Source organism: Buttiauxella cochleicola, assembly GCF_021282405.1.
Lineage (GTDB): Bacteria > Pseudomonadota > Gammaproteobacteria > Enterobacterales > Enterobacteriaceae > Buttiauxella > Buttiauxella massiliensis.
The window spans coordinates 78,175-94,298 of record NZ_JAJSOU010000010.1 but is presented as its reverse complement, the minus strand read 5'-3'; the positions used below and the strand labels follow the sequence as shown (position 1 = coordinate 94,298).

At 50.7% G+C, this 16,124-nt stretch carries 15 protein-coding genes; 6 read left to right on the top strand and 9 right to left on the bottom strand.

The window, feature by feature from the left end:
• Positions 1 to 206: 206 nt before the first annotated feature.
• The 5 genes from lolC (at position 207) to cobB (ending at position 5,176) form a co-directional block, all read left to right on the top strand.
• On the top strand, positions 207 to 1,406 hold the full coding sequence (gene lolC / locus LVQ79_RS14655; protein ID WP_151995504.1) for a lipoprotein-releasing ABC transporter permease subunit LolC: 1,200 nt from the start codon (positions 207 to 209) through the stop codon (positions 1,404 to 1,406).
• Positions 1,399 to 2,103 carry a lipoprotein-releasing ABC transporter ATP-binding protein LolD gene (lolD, locus tag LVQ79_RS14650; RefSeq protein WP_064517961.1) on the top strand — a complete coding sequence of 235 codons (705 nt, stop codon included), beginning with the start codon at positions 1,399 to 1,401 and terminating at the stop codon, positions 2,101 to 2,103. The genes lolC and lolD overlap by 8 nt, the downstream gene beginning before the upstream one ends.
• Complete coding sequence (gene lolE, locus LVQ79_RS14645; RefSeq protein ID WP_134183432.1) at positions 2,103 to 3,347, top strand: lipoprotein-releasing ABC transporter permease subunit LolE; 1,245 nt, start codon at positions 2,103 to 2,105, stop codon at positions 3,345 to 3,347. The genes lolD and lolE overlap by 1 nt, the downstream gene beginning before the upstream one ends.
• Before the next feature lie 92 nt (positions 3,348 to 3,439).
• A complete protein-coding gene (gene nagK, locus LVQ79_RS14640) occupies positions 3,440 to 4,351 on the top strand; it encodes an N-acetylglucosamine kinase (RefSeq protein ID WP_232865518.1) in 912 nt (303 codons plus the stop codon).
• 3 nt (positions 4,352 to 4,354) lie between these two features.
• On the top strand, positions 4,355 to 5,176 hold the full coding sequence (gene cobB / locus LVQ79_RS14635; protein WP_064517967.1) for a Sir2 family NAD+-dependent deacetylase: 822 nt from the start codon (positions 4,355 to 4,357) through the stop codon (positions 5,174 to 5,176).
• Positions 5,177 to 5,221: 45 nt separating this feature from the next.
• On the opposite strand, the gene LVQ79_RS14630 is transcribed toward cobB, so the two are convergent.
• From LVQ79_RS14630 to potA, 5 genes are all read right to left on the bottom strand, one after another.
• The gene (locus LVQ79_RS14630; protein WP_232865517.1) at positions 5,222 to 5,734 is read right to left on the bottom strand and encodes a methyltransferase; all 513 of its coding nucleotides are present in this window, start codon (positions 5,732 to 5,734) and stop codon (positions 5,222 to 5,224) included.
• Between the two features lie 151 nt (positions 5,735 to 5,885).
• Entirely contained in the window at positions 5,886 to 6,932 is a 1,047-nt protein-coding gene (gene potD, locus LVQ79_RS14625; protein ID WP_232865516.1) for a spermidine/putrescine ABC transporter substrate-binding protein PotD, read from the bottom strand.
• Positions 6,929 to 7,714, bottom strand: coding sequence for a spermidine/putrescine ABC transporter permease PotC (gene potC / locus LVQ79_RS14620; protein WP_232865515.1), 786 nt, complete (start codon positions 7,712 to 7,714; stop codon positions 6,929 to 6,931). Before potC ends, potD begins: the two co-directional genes overlap by 4 nt.
• Positions 7,711 to 8,568, bottom strand: a complete 858-nt coding sequence (gene potB, locus LVQ79_RS14615; protein WP_064517974.1) for a spermidine/putrescine ABC transporter permease PotB — start codon at positions 8,566 to 8,568, stop codon at positions 7,711 to 7,713. The genes potC and potB overlap by 4 nt, the downstream gene beginning before the upstream one ends.
• Positions 8,552 to 9,688: a spermidine/putrescine ABC transporter ATP-binding protein PotA gene (gene potA, locus LVQ79_RS14610; RefSeq protein ID WP_034457169.1), complete on the bottom strand. Its 1,137-nt coding sequence runs from the start codon at positions 9,686 to 9,688 to the stop codon at positions 8,552 to 8,554. The genes potB and potA overlap by 17 nt, the downstream gene beginning before the upstream one ends.
• A 291-nt stretch (positions 9,689 to 9,979) precedes the next feature.
• Between potA and pepT the strand changes: the two genes are divergently transcribed.
• Positions 9,980 to 11,206 carry a peptidase T gene (pepT, locus tag LVQ79_RS14605; RefSeq protein WP_232865514.1) on the top strand — a complete coding sequence of 409 codons (1,227 nt, stop codon included), beginning with the start codon at positions 9,980 to 9,982 and terminating at the stop codon, positions 11,204 to 11,206.
• 92 nt (positions 11,207 to 11,298) lie between these two features.
• On the opposite strand, the gene LVQ79_RS14600 is transcribed toward pepT, so the two are convergent.
• The 4 genes from LVQ79_RS14600 to purB all read right to left on the bottom strand — a co-directional run bounded on the left by LVQ79_RS14600 (position 11,299) and on the right by purB (position 16,121).
• Positions 11,299 to 12,420, bottom strand: coding sequence for a ribosomal protein uL16 3-hydroxylase (locus LVQ79_RS14600; RefSeq protein WP_232865513.1), 1,122 nt, complete (start codon positions 12,418 to 12,420; stop codon positions 11,299 to 11,301).
• 71 nt (positions 12,421 to 12,491) lie between these two features.
• Positions 12,492 to 13,952 carry a two-component system sensor histidine kinase PhoQ gene (gene phoQ, locus LVQ79_RS14595; protein ID WP_232865512.1) on the bottom strand — a complete coding sequence of 487 codons (1,461 nt, stop codon included), beginning with the start codon at positions 13,950 to 13,952 and terminating at the stop codon, positions 12,492 to 12,494.
• A 2-nt stretch (positions 13,953 to 13,954) separates the two neighbouring features.
• Entirely contained in the window at positions 13,955 to 14,626 is a 672-nt protein-coding gene (gene phoP, locus LVQ79_RS14590; protein WP_151995492.1) for a two-component system response regulator PhoP, read from the bottom strand.
• Positions 14,627 to 14,750: 124 nt separating this feature from the next.
• Positions 14,751 to 16,121, bottom strand: coding sequence for an adenylosuccinate lyase (purB, locus tag LVQ79_RS14585; protein ID WP_154153033.1), 1,371 nt, complete (start codon positions 16,119 to 16,121; stop codon positions 14,751 to 14,753).
• Positions 16,122 to 16,124 lie beyond the last annotated feature (3 nt).

Below are 16,124 nucleotides of genomic sequence, written 5' to 3'. Positions count from 1 at the left end.
AGGCGCAATTCAGAAATTCCGCATGATTAATTAATAACCGAATTGATGTGGCTTTACAGCGAAAACAAGATGTTATGAGTATGATTTAATTGGTATTTCACATGTTCTGAAATATCAAAAAAACGTTACGTTTCATTTACTTGATACGGTATCGCTTATATACTTCTTGCCAACTTTGCATCCGCAACTGCCACAAGACGGAATACATGTATCAACCTGTCGCGTTATTTATAGGCCTGCGCTACATGCGTGGGCGAGCAGCTGACCGCTTCGGTCGCTTCGTCTCCTGGCTGTCGACTATTGGCATTACGCTTGGCGTAATGGCGCTGGTCACGGTGCTTTCCGTGATGAACGGCTTTGAACGTGAGCTGCAAAACAACATTCTTGGCTTGATGCCACAAGCTGTTATCACCTCAACCAGTGGCTCTATTAACCCTGAAACACTTCCTGCGAAAGACCTAAAACTCGAAGGTGTTACGCGAATTGCACCGATTACTACGGGTGACGTAGTACTGCAGAGTGCGCGCAGCGTTGCTGTGGGCGTCATGCTAGGGGTTAATCCGGAAGAAAAAGATCCGCTTTCGCCGTTCCTGGTCAACGTGAAACAAACAGACCTGGTCGCTGGGCAGTACAACATTATTCTCGGCGAACAGCTTGCCGGGCAATTGGGTATTAAGCGTGGCGATAGCATCCGCGTGATGGTGCCTTCCGCCAGTCAGTTTACGCCTATGGGACGTTTACCAAGTCAGCGTTTGTTTAATGTGATTGGTACCTTCGCGGCTAATAGTGAAGTCGATGGTTATCAAATGCTGGTGAACCAGCAAGATGCATCACGCCTGATGCGTTACCCGTTAGGCAATATTACCGGCTGGCGTTTGTGGCTGGCTGAGCCACTTAAGGTGGATGTCCTGAGCCAGCAAACCTTGCCTCAGGGCACCGAGTGGAAAGACTGGCGCGAGCGTAAAGGTGAGCTGTTCCAGGCTGTGCGCATGGAAAAAAATATGATGGGGCTGCTGCTGAGCCTGATTGTGGCCGTTGCCGCATTTAACATCATCACGTCGCTCGGTTTGCTGGTGATGGAGAAACAAGGCGAAGTTGCCATTCTCCAGACTCAGGGGCTTACGCGTCGCCAAATCATGGCAGTGTTTATGGTGCAGGGGGCGAGTGCGGGTGTTATCGGCGCTTTGCTGGGTGCGTTACTTGGCGCGCTACTTGCCAGCCAGTTGAACAACTTGATGCCGATTATTGGCGCGTTGCTCGATGGTGCTGCGCTGCCGGTCGCTATCGACCCTGTACAAGTTATTGTGATTGCGATTATTGCTATGGCTGTCGCTTTGTTATCCACGCTTTATCCATCGTGGCGTGCCGCCGCGACACTTCCCGCTGAGGCTTTACGTTATGAGTAATTCTGTCCTGTTGCAGTGTGACAAGCTGTGCAAACGCTATCAGGAAGGCAAAGTGCAAACGGACGTGTTGCATGATGTCAGCTTCAGCATCAATACCGGTGAGTTGATGGCGATTGTCGGCAGCTCTGGTTCTGGTAAAAGTACTTTGCTTCACCTGTTGGGCGGCCTGGATACGCCAACGTCAGGCGATGTCATTTTTAATGGCAAAGCAATGAGTTCAATGTCCTCTTCCGCAAAAGCGGAACTGCGCAATCGGGAACTGGGGTTTATTTATCAGTTCCACCATTTGCTGCCTGATTTTACCGCGATGGAAAACGTCGCCATGCCACTGCTCATCGGCAAAAAGAATACCGATGAAACAAAGCAACGTGCGCTGGATATGCTAAAAGCGGTAGGGCTTGATCACCGCAGCAATCACCGTCCGTCAGAGTTGTCAGGTGGCGAGCGCCAGCGTGTGGCGATTGCTCGTGCGCTGGTAAATAACCCGCGCCTGGTATTGGCTGATGAACCGACTGGTAACCTCGATGCACGAAATGCAGATAGCATTTTCGAACTGCTGGGCGAACTGAATGTGCGTCAGGGAACCGCGTTCTTAGTGGTTACTCACGACCTCAAACTGGCGAAGCGCATGTCTCGTCAGTTAGAAATGCAAGATGGCCGGCTGACTCATGAGCTGACTTTGATGGGAGCCGATTAATGGCTTCGCCACTGTCACTGCTGATTGGTTTACGTTTTAGCCGCGGGCGTCGTCGCAGCGGCATGGTGTCTCTCATCTCCATTATCTCCACGTTAGGTATCGCATTAGGTGTAGCGGTACTGATTGTGGGTCTGAGTGCGATGAACGGTTTTGAGCGCGAGCTGAATAATCGCGTGCTTGCCGTTGTGCCACATGGTGAAATCGAGCCGGTTAATCAGCCATTCCACGATTGGAAAGGTGTGTTGCAACGTGTCGAGAAGGTTAAAGGCATCGTTGCAGCTGCGCCATACATCAACTTCACTGGCCTGGTGGAAAGCGGTGCGAACCTGCGAGCCATCGTGGTAAAAGGCGTCGATCCGGAGCAGGAAACTCACCTGAGCGCGTTGCCAGAATATGTGCAGAACAATGGCTGGAAGGATTTTAAAGCGGGTCAGCAGCAAATCATTATTGGTAAAGGTGTTGCCGATGCGCTGAAGGTGAAGCAGGGCGACTGGGTCTCCATCATGATTCCGAACAGTGATGGTGGTACCAAACTTCTGCAACCGAAACGTGTTCGCCTGCATGTCACTGGAATCCTGGCTCTCAGTGGTCAGCTTGACCACAGCCTGGCAATGGTGCCAATGGCTGATGCGCAGAGCTATCTTGATATGGGCGATAGCGTCACCGGTATCGCTATCAAGGTCAATGACGTCTTCAATGCCAATAAGCTTGTGCGTGATGCGGGCGAAGTGACTAATGCTTACGTTTATATCAAAAGCTGGATTGGCACCTACGGCTATATGTATCGCGATATTCAAATGATTCGCGCCATCATGTATCTGGCGATGGTGCTGGTTATCGGCGTTGCCTGTTTTAACATCGTTTCCACGCTTGTCATGGCGGTTAAAGACAAGAGTAGCGACATTGCTGTATTGCGTACCCTTGGGGCAAAAGATGGTCTGATTCGCGCCATTTTCGTCTGGTACGGTCTGCTGGCGGGGTTGCTGGGTAGTGTAAGTGGTGTGATTGTTGGGGTGCTGGCCTCCTGGCAATTGACCAATATTATCCACGTGATTGAAAAATTAATCGGTCACCAGTTCTTGTCCGGCGATATCTACTTCATTGATTTCTTGCCATCTGAACTGCATTGGCTGGATGTATTTTATGTCCTGATCACAGCATTGCTACTGAGTTTACTTGCCAGTTGGTATCCGGCGCGTCGAGCCAGTAATATCGATCCGGCGCGAGTATTAAGCGGACAATAAATTCTTCACCAAAAATATATACCCCGAATAATTCAAGTTGCAGGTAGGCGGCACTCCTGCAGCTTGAAGTTTGACGGGTATAGGGAGAAACGATGTATTACGGATTTGATATTGGTGGCAGCAAGATGGCTCTTGGGGTCTACGACAGTGAGCGTCGTCTGCAATGGGAAAAACGTGTTCCCACCCCGCATGACAGTTATGAGAACTTTTTAGCGGCTATCGCTTCCATGGTACAGGAAGCCGATAGCCGTTTTGGTATTAAAGGCTCGGTGGGTATTGGTATCCCCGGAATGCCCGTCACAGATGATGGCACGTTATACGCAGCGAATGTCCCGGCAGCCAGCGGGAAACCGGTACAGGCAGATCTGAGCGCGATGCTCGGGCGTGATGTACGCATGGACAACGATGCGAACTGTTTTGCGCTCTCTGAGGCCTGGGACGATGAGTTTCGTGATTACCCGGTGGTTATGGGCCTGATTCTCGGTACGGGTGTTGGTGGTGGCATCATTGTCAACGGTAAATCCATTACCGGGCGCAACTATATTACCGGCGAATTTGGTCATACCCGCCTGCCAGTTGATGCACTTAACGTGCTGGGCCGTGATATTCCCCTCACGCGCTGCGGTTGCGGGCAACATGGCTGTATTGAAAACTATCTTTCTGGCCGTGGATTTGCGTGGGTTTATCAGCACTTCTACTCTGAACCACTGGACTCTAAAGAAATTGTTGCCCGCTACCGCGCAGGTGATGAAAAGGCTGTAGCCCATGTCGATCGCTTCGTTGAGCTGCTGGCCTGCTGCCTTGGCAGCTTGTTAACGGCCATTGATGCGCATCTGGTCGTGATCGGCGGCGGGTTGTCTAACTTTACTGAGATGTACCAGCAACTGCCTGAGCGTCTGCCTAAGTATCTTCTGCCTGTGGCAAAAGTACCGCGTATTGAACCTGCGCGTCATGGTGATGCCGGTGGCATGCGTGGTGCGGCATTCCTCCATCTCACGGAGTAAATTATGCTATCGCGTCGTCAACATCGGCTAAGCCGGTTTCGCAAAACTAAGCGCCTGCTCCGTCAGCGTTTACGTCAGCGTGCTTTTTTCAGAGATATACCTGGACCCGAAGCGATGGAAAAACCCAGAGTTGTGGTTCTGACCGGAGCGGGAATTTCCGCTGAGTCAGGCATTCGAACGTTCCGCGCCACTGATGGTTTGTGGGAAGAGCATAGGGTTGAAGATGTTGCGACGCCTGAAGGCTTCGCACGCGATCCTGAATTGGTACAGGCGTTTTATAACGCTCGCCGCCAGCAACTTCAGCAGTCGGAAATCAAACCGAATGCTGCCCATCTGGCACTGGCCCGTCTGGAAGAAGAGCTGGGTGATCACTTCCTGTTGGTGACGCAGAATATTGATAACCTCCATGAACGAGCCGGCAATAAAAACATTATCCATATGCATGGTGAACTGCTGAAAGTTCGCTGTGCGCGCAGTGGGCAAGTGCTGGAGTGGAAAGGGGATATTACCCGGGAAGACCGCTGCCATTGCTGCCAGCTTTCTGCACCGCTTCGCCCACATGTGGTGTGGTTTGGCGAAATGCCACTGGGTATGGATGAGATTTATCAGGCTATTGCTACAGCTGACTACTTTATTGCTATCGGCACCTCGGGCCATGTGTACCCAGCTGCCGGGTTCGTACACGAAGCCCGTTTGCAAGGCGCGCATACGGTTGAGCTGAATCTTGAACCGAGCCAGGTTGGCAGTGAGTTCGAGGAAAAATTCTACGGCTTAGCCAGTGAAGTGGTGCCTGAGTATGTCGACCGCTTGTTGAAAGGTCTATAACAAATAGCGGGTAGCCGATGCTGCCCGCCTATTAATATCAACAAATTACGCTTTCGCCGTGACAAATAACTTCTCTTCCCGCAAAGCCACGACAATCAAAAATAGCGAAATATACGCGCAACAAAGTAATGCCAATGCGTTGATATACCACGGCAATCGGGTCACATACACTGCGCTGCAAGAGAGGATCACCATAATGATTCCCGCGTACATGGGGTGAGCTATCCACGAAAAGATCCCGCTGTGTATTCGCTGCGCATGAGGAAGGTAATACCCCGCCCAGGTATGATGTGTCCCTAAATCGATTTTCCCTTTCACCACCAGAACGGTTCCTGCAATTGCTATCAGCAAACAAACCCAATCCAGCGGCGTAACGTATTCCACAAGGAAAAGGCTCCAGGCGAAGGCGATTATTGGCAGTAAATAAGTCAGCCGTAAGAGTTGTATCGCTCTGAGATCAATCAGTGGTTTAGCCTCGGGCTTCTCTTTCCTCGCGAGAATAAACGCGGTGAAAATACCAAGGTTGAGCAGTTGGGCGAGTATAAAGAATGTATTCATCACGATTTTCACTCAGTCTGCAACGAGCGGGTGTAGTGAGATAACGGCAACAGTCAGGCACTCATTCAAGCGTAGAAAGAGAGGGAACTGATGCCATAAGGCGAAAGGATGAATTAAAAAGGCGGGACGATTGCCCCGCCTGGTATAAAAATTAACGGCCTGCTTTCAGCTTCTGATAGTAATTCTCATAAATCGTGCTGGCATCGCCAACATCGTTTTGCCACTCACCATTCTTCAGCACCGCTTCATCCGGGTAGAGCGTCTTATCGCCAGACACTTCTTTCGGCAGAAGTTTGCGTGCTTCAAGATTTGGCGTTGGGTAGCCTATGGTTTCAGCCACCTGTTTTGCCACATCCGGGCGCAGCAGGAAGTTAATCAGTTTCAGCGCACCGTCGACGTTTTTAGCATTTGCCGGAATAGATAGGTTATCCATCCAGAAAATCCCGCCTTCTTTTGGCCAGACAATTTCCAGCGGAGTCCCCGCTTGACGGGCAACGTAAGCGGAGCCATTCCACACCATCCCAAGATTCACTTCGCCTTCCATAAACGGGTTGGCCGGGTTATCGGAGTTGAATGCGGCGACGTTTGGCATCAGCTTTTGCAGTTCGTGAAAGGCCGCTTCAATCTCTTTCGGATTGGTGGTGTTGCCGGAATAACCGAGTTTCATCAGCGCCACCTGGAAAACTTCGCGGGCATCATCGGTCATCAACAGGCTTTGTTTATATTCCGGCTTCCATAAATCGGCCCAGCTGGTGATGGTTTTCGGATCGATTGAGTCGCTATTCACACCAATCGCCGTAGCACCCCAGATATAAGGAATGGAATAGTCATTATTCGGGTCGAAGGGCTTGTTGAGCATTTCCGGATCGAGATTCTTGAAGTTGCTCAGTTTGCTTTTATCGATCTTCTGGATCATGCCTTCATTGCGCATTTTCGCGACAAAGTAGGTCGATGGCACCACTAAATCGTAGGCACCTTCTTTATAGGTTTTCAACTTGGCGTACATGGTTTCATTCGACTCGTAGGTCGAATAAATCACCTTAATACCGGTTTCTTTAGTGAACTGCTCAAGCAGGCCTGGCGGCACATACTCGGTCCAGTTATAGAAGTAGAGCGTCTTGCTATCGTCGGCATGTGCAACGCCCATACCCAGTACCAGAGCGCCCGCAGCGAGCAGGTGGCGTGGCCATTTAGTCATTTTAACGTCCCCTGAGTTTTATCACGAAGAATAAGCTGACTGGCAACAACCAGGACCAGCGAGAGTACTAACAGAATGGTCGCAAGTGCGTTCACCTCGGGTGAAACTCCGACCTTCACCATTGAGTAAATCTTCAACGGTAAAATTTCATAACTCGGCCCGGTAACGAACGATGAAACCACAACATCATCCATCGAGAGCGTAAAACTGAGCAACCAGCCGGCGGCAACGGCAGGCATTGCCAGCGGTAAGAGGATCTTGCGCAGAATTGTCAGTTCGCTGGCACCTAAATCTTTCGCCGCTTCTAACATCCGTACATCAAACCCTTTGAGGCGGGAATAGACGGTCACCACCACAAACGGCAGGCAGAAGGTGATGTGTGAGAACAGCAGCGACCAGAATCCGAGCGAAACGCCCAGCAGCATAAACAGCACCAACAGTGAAATCGCCATCACAATATCGGGCGACATCATCACCACAAACAACATACCGCTGACGAAAGGCTTGCCGCGAAAACGGTAGCGGTATAACGCCACGGCCGTTAACGAGCCAATTAACGTCGCCGCGGTGGCAGAAAACACCGCCATAGTCAGCGAGTGTTGAGCAGCTTGCAGCAGACTATCGTTGTTCATCAGCAGGCTATACCACTTGCCGGTAAAGCCTTGCCAGTTAATACCGAAACGCGAACTGTTAAATGAGTTGACGATCAAAATGATAATCGGGATGTACAGATACGCGTAGATGGCGGTCATAAAGCCGCCACGGAGCAGGCGACCCATCATTCTAATTCCACCTTTTTATTCAGCAATCTGGCGGCACGCCAGTAAATAAGCAGCATCAGACCCATCACCAGTGTCAGTGTAATGCTGGTGGCCGCCCCAAACGGCCAGTCACGAATATTCAGGAACTGGCTCTTAATGACGTTGCCAATCAGCAGGTTTTTCGCGCCACCCATCAGGTCTGACACGTAAAAAAGCCCCATTGCAGGCAGCATAACCAGCAAACAACCGGCAATAATTCCCGGCATGGTGAGCGGGATAATAATCCGGATAAAGGTCTGTAGTTTGCTCGCACCCAAATCACGCGCCGCTTCCAGTAGCGGTTTGTCGAGCTTCTCGATGCTCGAATAGAGTGGCATCACCATAAACGGTAGCAGGATATAAACCAGGCCGAGGATGACCGCGCTTTCGGTGTACATGATTCGAATCGGGGTATCAATCACGCCGAGCCACAGCAGGAACGCATTCATGTAACCTTTGGTGCTGAGGAAAATCTTCAGCCCATAAATGCGAATCAGTGAGTTAGTCCAGAAGGGAACAATCAGCAAAAACAACAGCAGCGGGCGCACGCGTTCTGGCAGGCGAGCAAGGAACCAGGCAAACGGATAGCCCAGCACCAGGCAGGCGAGGGTGGCTATCACCGCCATATTTAGCGAGTGAAGTAGCACTTGTGCATACAGTGGGTCGGCAAGCCGGGTGTAGTTATCCAGCGTGAAAACCATGCTGACGAAATTAGCATCATCACGCGTCAGGAAACTTGTCCCAATGATCATCAGGTTGGGCAAGAACACAAACAACAGCAACCAACCGACGATGGTGGCGATCACCAGATTCTGGAACTTACGTGAGCTCTTCATCTGCCAGCACTACCTCCCAGCTTTCAACCCAATTCACAGCCATCTTTTGATCAAGTGTATGGTCAAAATCAGGGTCATCTTCATTGAAGAATTCGCTGACCATCACCATTTTGCCGTTTTCCAACTCAACGTTAGATTCCAGCGTCATACCTTTATAGTTTCGTTCACGCACATAGCCAATTAAACCATCGGCAACGTGGGTATCGTTGATCTCTTCAACACGCAGATCTTCTGGGCGCAGCAGCACTTTCAGCCGTTGGCCTGCGGTGACTGGCATCGTTACGTAAATATGGCATTCGCGGCCTTCAACGTTCGCCAGCACGCGCTGCTCGTCAACCCGCTCAATGACGATGGCATCGAAGATATTGATTTCACCAATGAAACTCGCCACAAACAGGTTTTTCGGCTCTTCGTAAATTTCACGCGGCGTGCCGTCTTGCTCAATGTGACCATCACGCATCACCACAATCCTGTCGGACATGGTCAATGCTTCTTCCTGGTCGTGAGTGACGAAGACAAAGGTGATTCCGAGTTTACGTTGCAGCGCCTTTAATTCGTTCTGCATCTGCTTGCGCAATTTGTAATCGAGTGCGGAAAGTGACTCATCAAGCAGCAACAGACGGGGTTTGTTGACTACCGCACGCGCAATCGCCACGCGCTGTTGCTGGCCGCCAGAAAGCTGATGCGGTAAACGCTGCGCAAATTCCTCAAGCTGCACCATTTTCAACGCGTCATTCACGCGCGGAGGTATCTCGGCAGCGGGTGTTTTTTGCATTCTTAGACCGAATGCCACGTTTTCAAAAACGGTCATGTGAGGGAAAAGAGCGTAGCTCTGGAAGACGGTGTTGACGTGGCGATGCTCAGCCGGAACCCGTGTAATGTCCAGGTCCTCAAGAGAGATAGTCCCGGAGTCAACGCTTTCCAGTCCGGCAATTAAGCGCAGCACAGTAGTTTTGCCACAGCCGGAAGGGCCAAGGAGTGTCAGGAATTCACCATCATTAATGGTGAGAGATAAATCAGAAATAACGGTTTTACCATCAAAGCTCTTTCTTACTCCCACCAGTTCTACCAGCGGAGAGAGCGAACATTGCTGTTTATTCAATTTTTTACGCTGTCCCATATAAGACGCATCAAATTGCGGGCTGATGCGGGGTTTGTGATTAACCACCTTGCGGTTTCTGCACGTTTAAGTAAGGGCAGGCATTCTACGGCAAAGCATTGAAATCGCCAATCCTTGATGCTTTCCTGGGGATTGATTATGAAGATGTTTAAAGCAGCAAACACCAAATCCTCTCGCATTGCATTACATTCGTGACTATTTTCAACACTACCAGGCTAAAAGTGACCTAACGCAATATTTGCATCTGTGGCTTACTGATAATGAAGTCACAAAAATTGAGGGTAGCGCGACATGGATAAATTACTTGAACGTTTCTTACATTATGTCTCTTTGGATACGCAGTCCAAATCCGGCGTAAAACAAGTTCCCAGCACTGAAGGTCAGTGGAAGTTGTTGCGGTTGCTAAAAGAACAAATGGAAGATATGGGTTTAGTGAATGTGACTATTGCTGAGCATGGCACAGTCATGGGAACACTTCCGTCTACCGTCGATAAAAAAGTCCCGGCTATTGGTTTTATCTCTCATGTGGATACCGCACCTGACTTTTCGGGCAAAAACGTTAATCCGCAGATTGTCGAAAACTATCGTGGTGGTGATATCGCGCTAGGCATTGGCGATGAAGTGCTATCACCGGTGATGTTCCCGGTTTTACACCAGTTACTTGGGCAAACGCTGATTACCACCGATGGCAAGACGCTGCTTGGTGCCGATGACAAAGCCGGTATTGCTGAGATCATGACCGCGCTGGCGGTACTCCAGGAGAAAAAAATCCCGCACGGTGATATTCGTGTGGCGTTCACTCCGGATGAAGAAGTGGGCAAAGGTGCTAAGCACTTTGACGTTGACGCATTTGATGCACGCTGGGCCTATACCGTTGATGGCGGTGGTGTCGGTGAACTGGAGTGCGAGAACTTCAATGCGGCATCGGTCACTATCAAAATCGTTGGCAACAATGTTCACCCGGGCTCTGCGAAAGGGGTGATGGTGAATGCGTTGTCACTTGCTGCGCGCATTCACGCTGAAGTGCCGGCTAATGAAAGCCCTGAATGCACCGATGGCTATGAAGGTTTCTACCATCTGCACGGCATTAAAGGCTCGGTTGATAAAGCGGAAATGCACTACATCATCCGCGATTTTGACCGTGAACAATTTGAAGCGCGTAAACGCAAGATGATGGATATCGCAAAGAAGGTGGGCAAAGGCCTGCACCCGGATTGCTATATCGAGCTGGTGATCGACGACAGCTATTACAACATGCGCGAGAAAGTGGCCGAGCACCCTTATATTATCGAAGTGGCGCAGCAGGCGATGCGTGACTGCGACATCGAACCGATCATGAAACCGATTCGCGGTGGCACCGATGGCGCACAACTGTCGTTTAAAGGTTTGCCTTGTCCTAACCTGTTCACCGGCGGCTATAACTATCACGGCAAACACGAGTTTGTGACGCTGGAGGGGATGGAAAAAGCGGTGGCTGTGATTGTGAGGATTGCGGAGCTGGTGGCTAAGCGGGGGTAAACATAAGTCGGATGTCGCTTGCGCTAATCCGACCTACGGAAGACTGATGTAGGGTGGATTAACGCAAGTGACATCCACCCATACGTTTCTATTTAATCTTCGAAATACCAGTACCCGCTATTCACCAGCGCTGCCAGCATGGCAAGGAACGACGGGTCTTCTAACGCATCACCAAACATTTCTGCTTTCAGTGTGATATTGCTCGCTAATGCTTCAAGCGCAGGGCGATGCGGGCTGTCAATTTTCTCGCCGTTGACGTAAATCTCATCGGCAATACGCAGCACGCGTAATCCACCGAGGCGAGTAATGGCATCACCTTGTTTCAGTGCGTCATAAATCTCGTCAGGCTGATAGGGTGGCTCTGGTGGTGCAACGTCAAGTTCGTGGCGTGACTGGGAAACAAACTCGCCGAACCAGGTTTTAAAATGCTCTGGCTGGTTAATCAGTCCCAGCATCATTTCGCGTAACTTGTCCATTTCCTGTGGCAGAACATCAGCCGGATGCTGGCGTGCAGGCACGTCAGGGTCGGTATAACGCTGGCTGCCCAGTTCGCGTTGCAACACATAATCGGCAAAACCACTAATCAGCTCGCGGCCACTTGGCGCACGGAAACCTACCGAGTAGTTCATCGAGTTTTCCAGCGAGTAACCTTCGTGCGGGAAACCAGGCGGAATATAGATAATATCTCCCGGCTCCAGCTCTTCGTCGATGATGGCGTCGAACGGCTCAACTTGCAGCAAATCAGGGTGCGGGCAGTGTTGTTTCAGGGCGACTTTCTCCCCGACACGCCAGCGGCGGCGGCCAACCCCCTGAATGATAAATACGTCGTACTGATCGAAATGCGGGCCAACGCCGCCGCCTGGAACCGAGAAAGAGATCATCAGATCGTCAATTCGCCAGTCTGGCAGGGCACGGAATGGGCGCATCAGGCGGGCACTTTGTTCATGCCAGTGGTTAACCGCCTGAACCAGTAAAGACCAGTTGTTTTCGCCCAGGTGATCGTAGCTCTGGAACGGACCGTGACTGACTTGCCATCTGCCGTCGTTATGGCTGACCAGGCGGCTGTCCACCTCGTTTTCCATGGCAAGGCCTGCCAGTTCATCAGGGGAGATAGGGTCGATGAAATTTTTGAAGCCACGTTTTAGAACCACCGGGCGTTTTTGCCAGTAGTTCGCGATGAAATCGGGCCAATTTAGGTCGAGTTGATAGTCCATATTATTATCCGGCAGGTGAAGGAGCCTGCCGAGGATTATAACGGATGGTGCCCGCCGTTACGGGAGTATTTTCAATCTTCTTCTCGGTCTGGACGCTGGCGCGCAAAAATCACTTCCATACGTGCACCACCCAGTTCACTGGTCGAGGTTTGAATCTCGCCGTCGTATTGCTCCACGATTTCACGAGCGACGGATAATCCGACACCTTGCCCAGGTCGCAAGGTGTCTGCGCGTTGCCCACGGTCAAACACCATGCTGCGTTTGCTTTCCGGGATTCCTGGGCCGTCGTCGTCAACGATTAAATGCAGCGTGTCATCGAGCTGTCGGCCAGATATTTCAACAAATTCAAGGCAATATTTGCAGGCGTTATCGAGCACATTACCCATTACTTCCATAAAGTCATTTTTCTCGCCCACAAAAGTGATTTCCGGTGAAATATCGAGCGTGATATTCACCCCTTTGCGTTGATAAACCTTGTTAAGCGCGGAACACAGGCTGTCGAGTAGCGGGGCGACCGGATGAAGCTCACGGCTGATAAGCGCACTGTCGCCACGCATGCTGGCGCGATGCAGGTAATAGCCAATTTGCTGTGATATTCGGCTGATTTGTTCCAGCATCAACGGTTCCGCTTCTTCGATATTTAGCTTCTTAGTGCGCATTGAACGCAGGGTGCTTTGTAACACCGCCAGCGGTGTTTTCAGACTGTGCGTTAAATCGGTCAGAGTAGTGCGGTATTTATCGTAACGGTCGCGTTCAGTGCGCAGCAGGCGGTTGAGATTGCGCACCAGGCTGGTCAATTCGCGTGTGGTTTCGGAGTTCAGGCTGTCACGGTCGTGTTTTTCCAGTTCACGTACTTCTTTTGCCAACTCTTCGATAGGGCGCAAGCTCCAGCGCGCGGCTAACCAAAGCAACGGGATAACCAATAATAGGTTGGCGAGGAAAACACAGGTAAACAAACTCCAGACCGTATACGAGCGTTTTAACTCGATTGGAATGGTGTCGACCACCACAATGGTTAAAGCGGGCATTTTGCCCATTGCCGGGTATTTGTTGACTGCAACGGAGTGGCTGACTTCATCGCTGTAGTCGCCATTATAAAAATCTTTTAGCTGGTTCTGGAGATTTTGGTCGTTGCCTAACAAGTCATGGCTGGTATCAAAATTGGCTTCCAGGTCGTGAAAACCGTCGGTGACGAGCCATTCTTTTTTAATTTGCTGCACCACATGTGGCAAATCACGCTGAGCCCACATCAGCTTGCCTTTATCATCGTAGATAAGGGCCATAGTCGGAGTTTTCAGATTCAGGTTTTCAGGAATCACGACATTTATCTTGCCGTTCTCGTAGGTCGCGAGGGTATAAAACAGGTTGCTCTCGCCGCGCAGCAAACGAAAAGTTGTTTTATCAAAACTGATGTTATAACCCACCAGTGCCACAACGCCGTAGGCCAGCGACAGCACCAAAACCACGGCGGCGGTTGCGAGTAAAAAGCGAACCCGTAACGATAACGGTAAAAAATGTCGGATGAATTTCATGGTTAACGCAAATCGAAGCGGTAACCCTGACCGCGCACCGTTGTGATGGCTTCGTGGGGGTATTCAGCCAGGATCTTCTTGCGCAGACGTCCCATCAATACATCAATGGTGTGGCTTTCGCGCAGTTCGGCATCGGGGTAAAGCTGGAGCATGAGTGAATCTTTACTGACCACTTTGCCATTATTGCGGATCAGCGTTTCCATAATGGTGTATTCAAAGGCAGTAAGCTTGATAAGGTTGTCGTTGATAAGCAGCTCGCGGCGTGACAAATCGACCTGGAAAGGGGGCAGGGAAATAACCTGTGATGCCAGGCCGCTGTTGCGGCGCATTAAAACCTGCATGCGTGCGACCACTTCTTCAAGATGAAACGGCTTAGTCACGTAATCATCAGCACCTGCTCCCAGCACTTCGACCTTGTCCTGCCAGCCCTCACGCGCGGTAAGCACCAGAATAGGAATTGTCACGTCGTGGCTGCGCCAGCGGCGAATCAGGCTCAGGCCATCTTCATCGGGCAGGCCTAAATCGACAATGGCAATATCGGGGGTATGTTCATTCAGGAAATAGTCAGCTTCTTTGGCATCTTCAGCAGCATCGACCTGATGCCCGGACTCACGAAGCTGAACCTTGAGATGGTGACGTAACAGAGCATTATCTTCTACAACCAGAACTCGCATTCTTTATCCCCCAGAATATAAACGGCATTGATAGTTTAACGCTAATTATCAACGAGGGGGCATAAACCATGCGTAAACAGGCGGGGATGAAAAAAACGCCACCGCAGAGGGTGGCGTAGGAAAGTTATTTCAGTTCGTCAACCATGGTGATTGCGCGGCCAATATAGTTAGCCGGGGTCATCGCTTTCAGGCGAGTTTTTTCCTCTTCTGGCAGCTCAAGGCTGTCGATAAACTGCTTCATGCCTTCCGCATCAACGCGTTTGCCGCGAGTCAGTTCTTTGAGCTTCTCGTAAGGCTTTTCAATGCCGTAACGGCGCATCACGGTCTGAATTGGCTCAGCCAACACTTCCCAGTTGAGATCAAGTTCTGCCAGCAGACGGTCACGGTTCACTTCCAGCTTGCTCACACCTTTCAGGGTTGACTGGTATGCAATCAGCGCATAGCCAATACCAACTCCCAGGTTACGCAGCACGGTGGAGTCAGTCAGGTCGCGCTGCCAGCGTGAAACAGGCAGTTTGCTCGCCAGATGTTGCAGCATCGCGTTAGACAGGCCCAGGTTGCCTTCGGAGTTTTCGAAGTCAATTGGGTTAACTTTGTGCGGCATAGTAGAGGAGCCGATTTCGCCAGCAATCGTTTTCTGCTTGAAGTGGTTCAGCGCGATGTAACCCCAGACGTCACGATCGAAGTCGATCAGAATGGTGTTAAAGCGTGCGATGCAGTCAAACAGCTCAGCGATGTAATCGTGCGGCTCGATTTGTGTGGTGTACGGGTTCCACTGAATGCCCAGTGAAGTCACGAACTCTTCGCTGAACTGGTGCCAGTCAACTTCCGGGTAAGCAACCATGTGGGCATTATAGTTACCCACAGCGCCGTTGATTTTGCCCAGAATGTCCACTTTCTCTAACTGACGGAACTGGCGTTCCATACGGTATGCCACGTTCGCCATCTCTTTACCCATTGTTGATGGGGTGGCTGGCTGGCCGTGGGTACGGGAAAGCAGTGGAATATCGCGATACTGAACCGACAGATCTTTCACCGCGTCGATCACTTTGCGCCAGTACGGCAGTACCACGTCCTGGCGTGCAGTTTGCAGCATCAACGCGTGGGACAGGTTGTTGATATCTTCAGAAGTACAGGCGAAGTGAATAAATTCAGATACCGCATGCAGGGCAGGAACGGCCTCTACTTTTTCTTTCAGGAAATACTCAACCGCTTTTACGTCGTGATTGGTGGTGCGTTCAATAGTTTTGATGCGTGCTGCATCTTCTTCACTAAACTCAGCAACAATTTTATCAAGGTAACCGATTGCGTCTGCGTCAAAAGCAGGAACTTCCTTGATCGCTGCGTGCGTGGCCAGTTTTTGCAGCCAACGTACTTCGACTTGTACGCGGAATTTCAGCAAACCAAATTCGCTGAAAATAGCGCGCAGAGCGCTGACTTTGTCGCCGTAACGTCCATCAACGGGGGAAACGGCGGTCAGTGAGGATAATTCCATAAG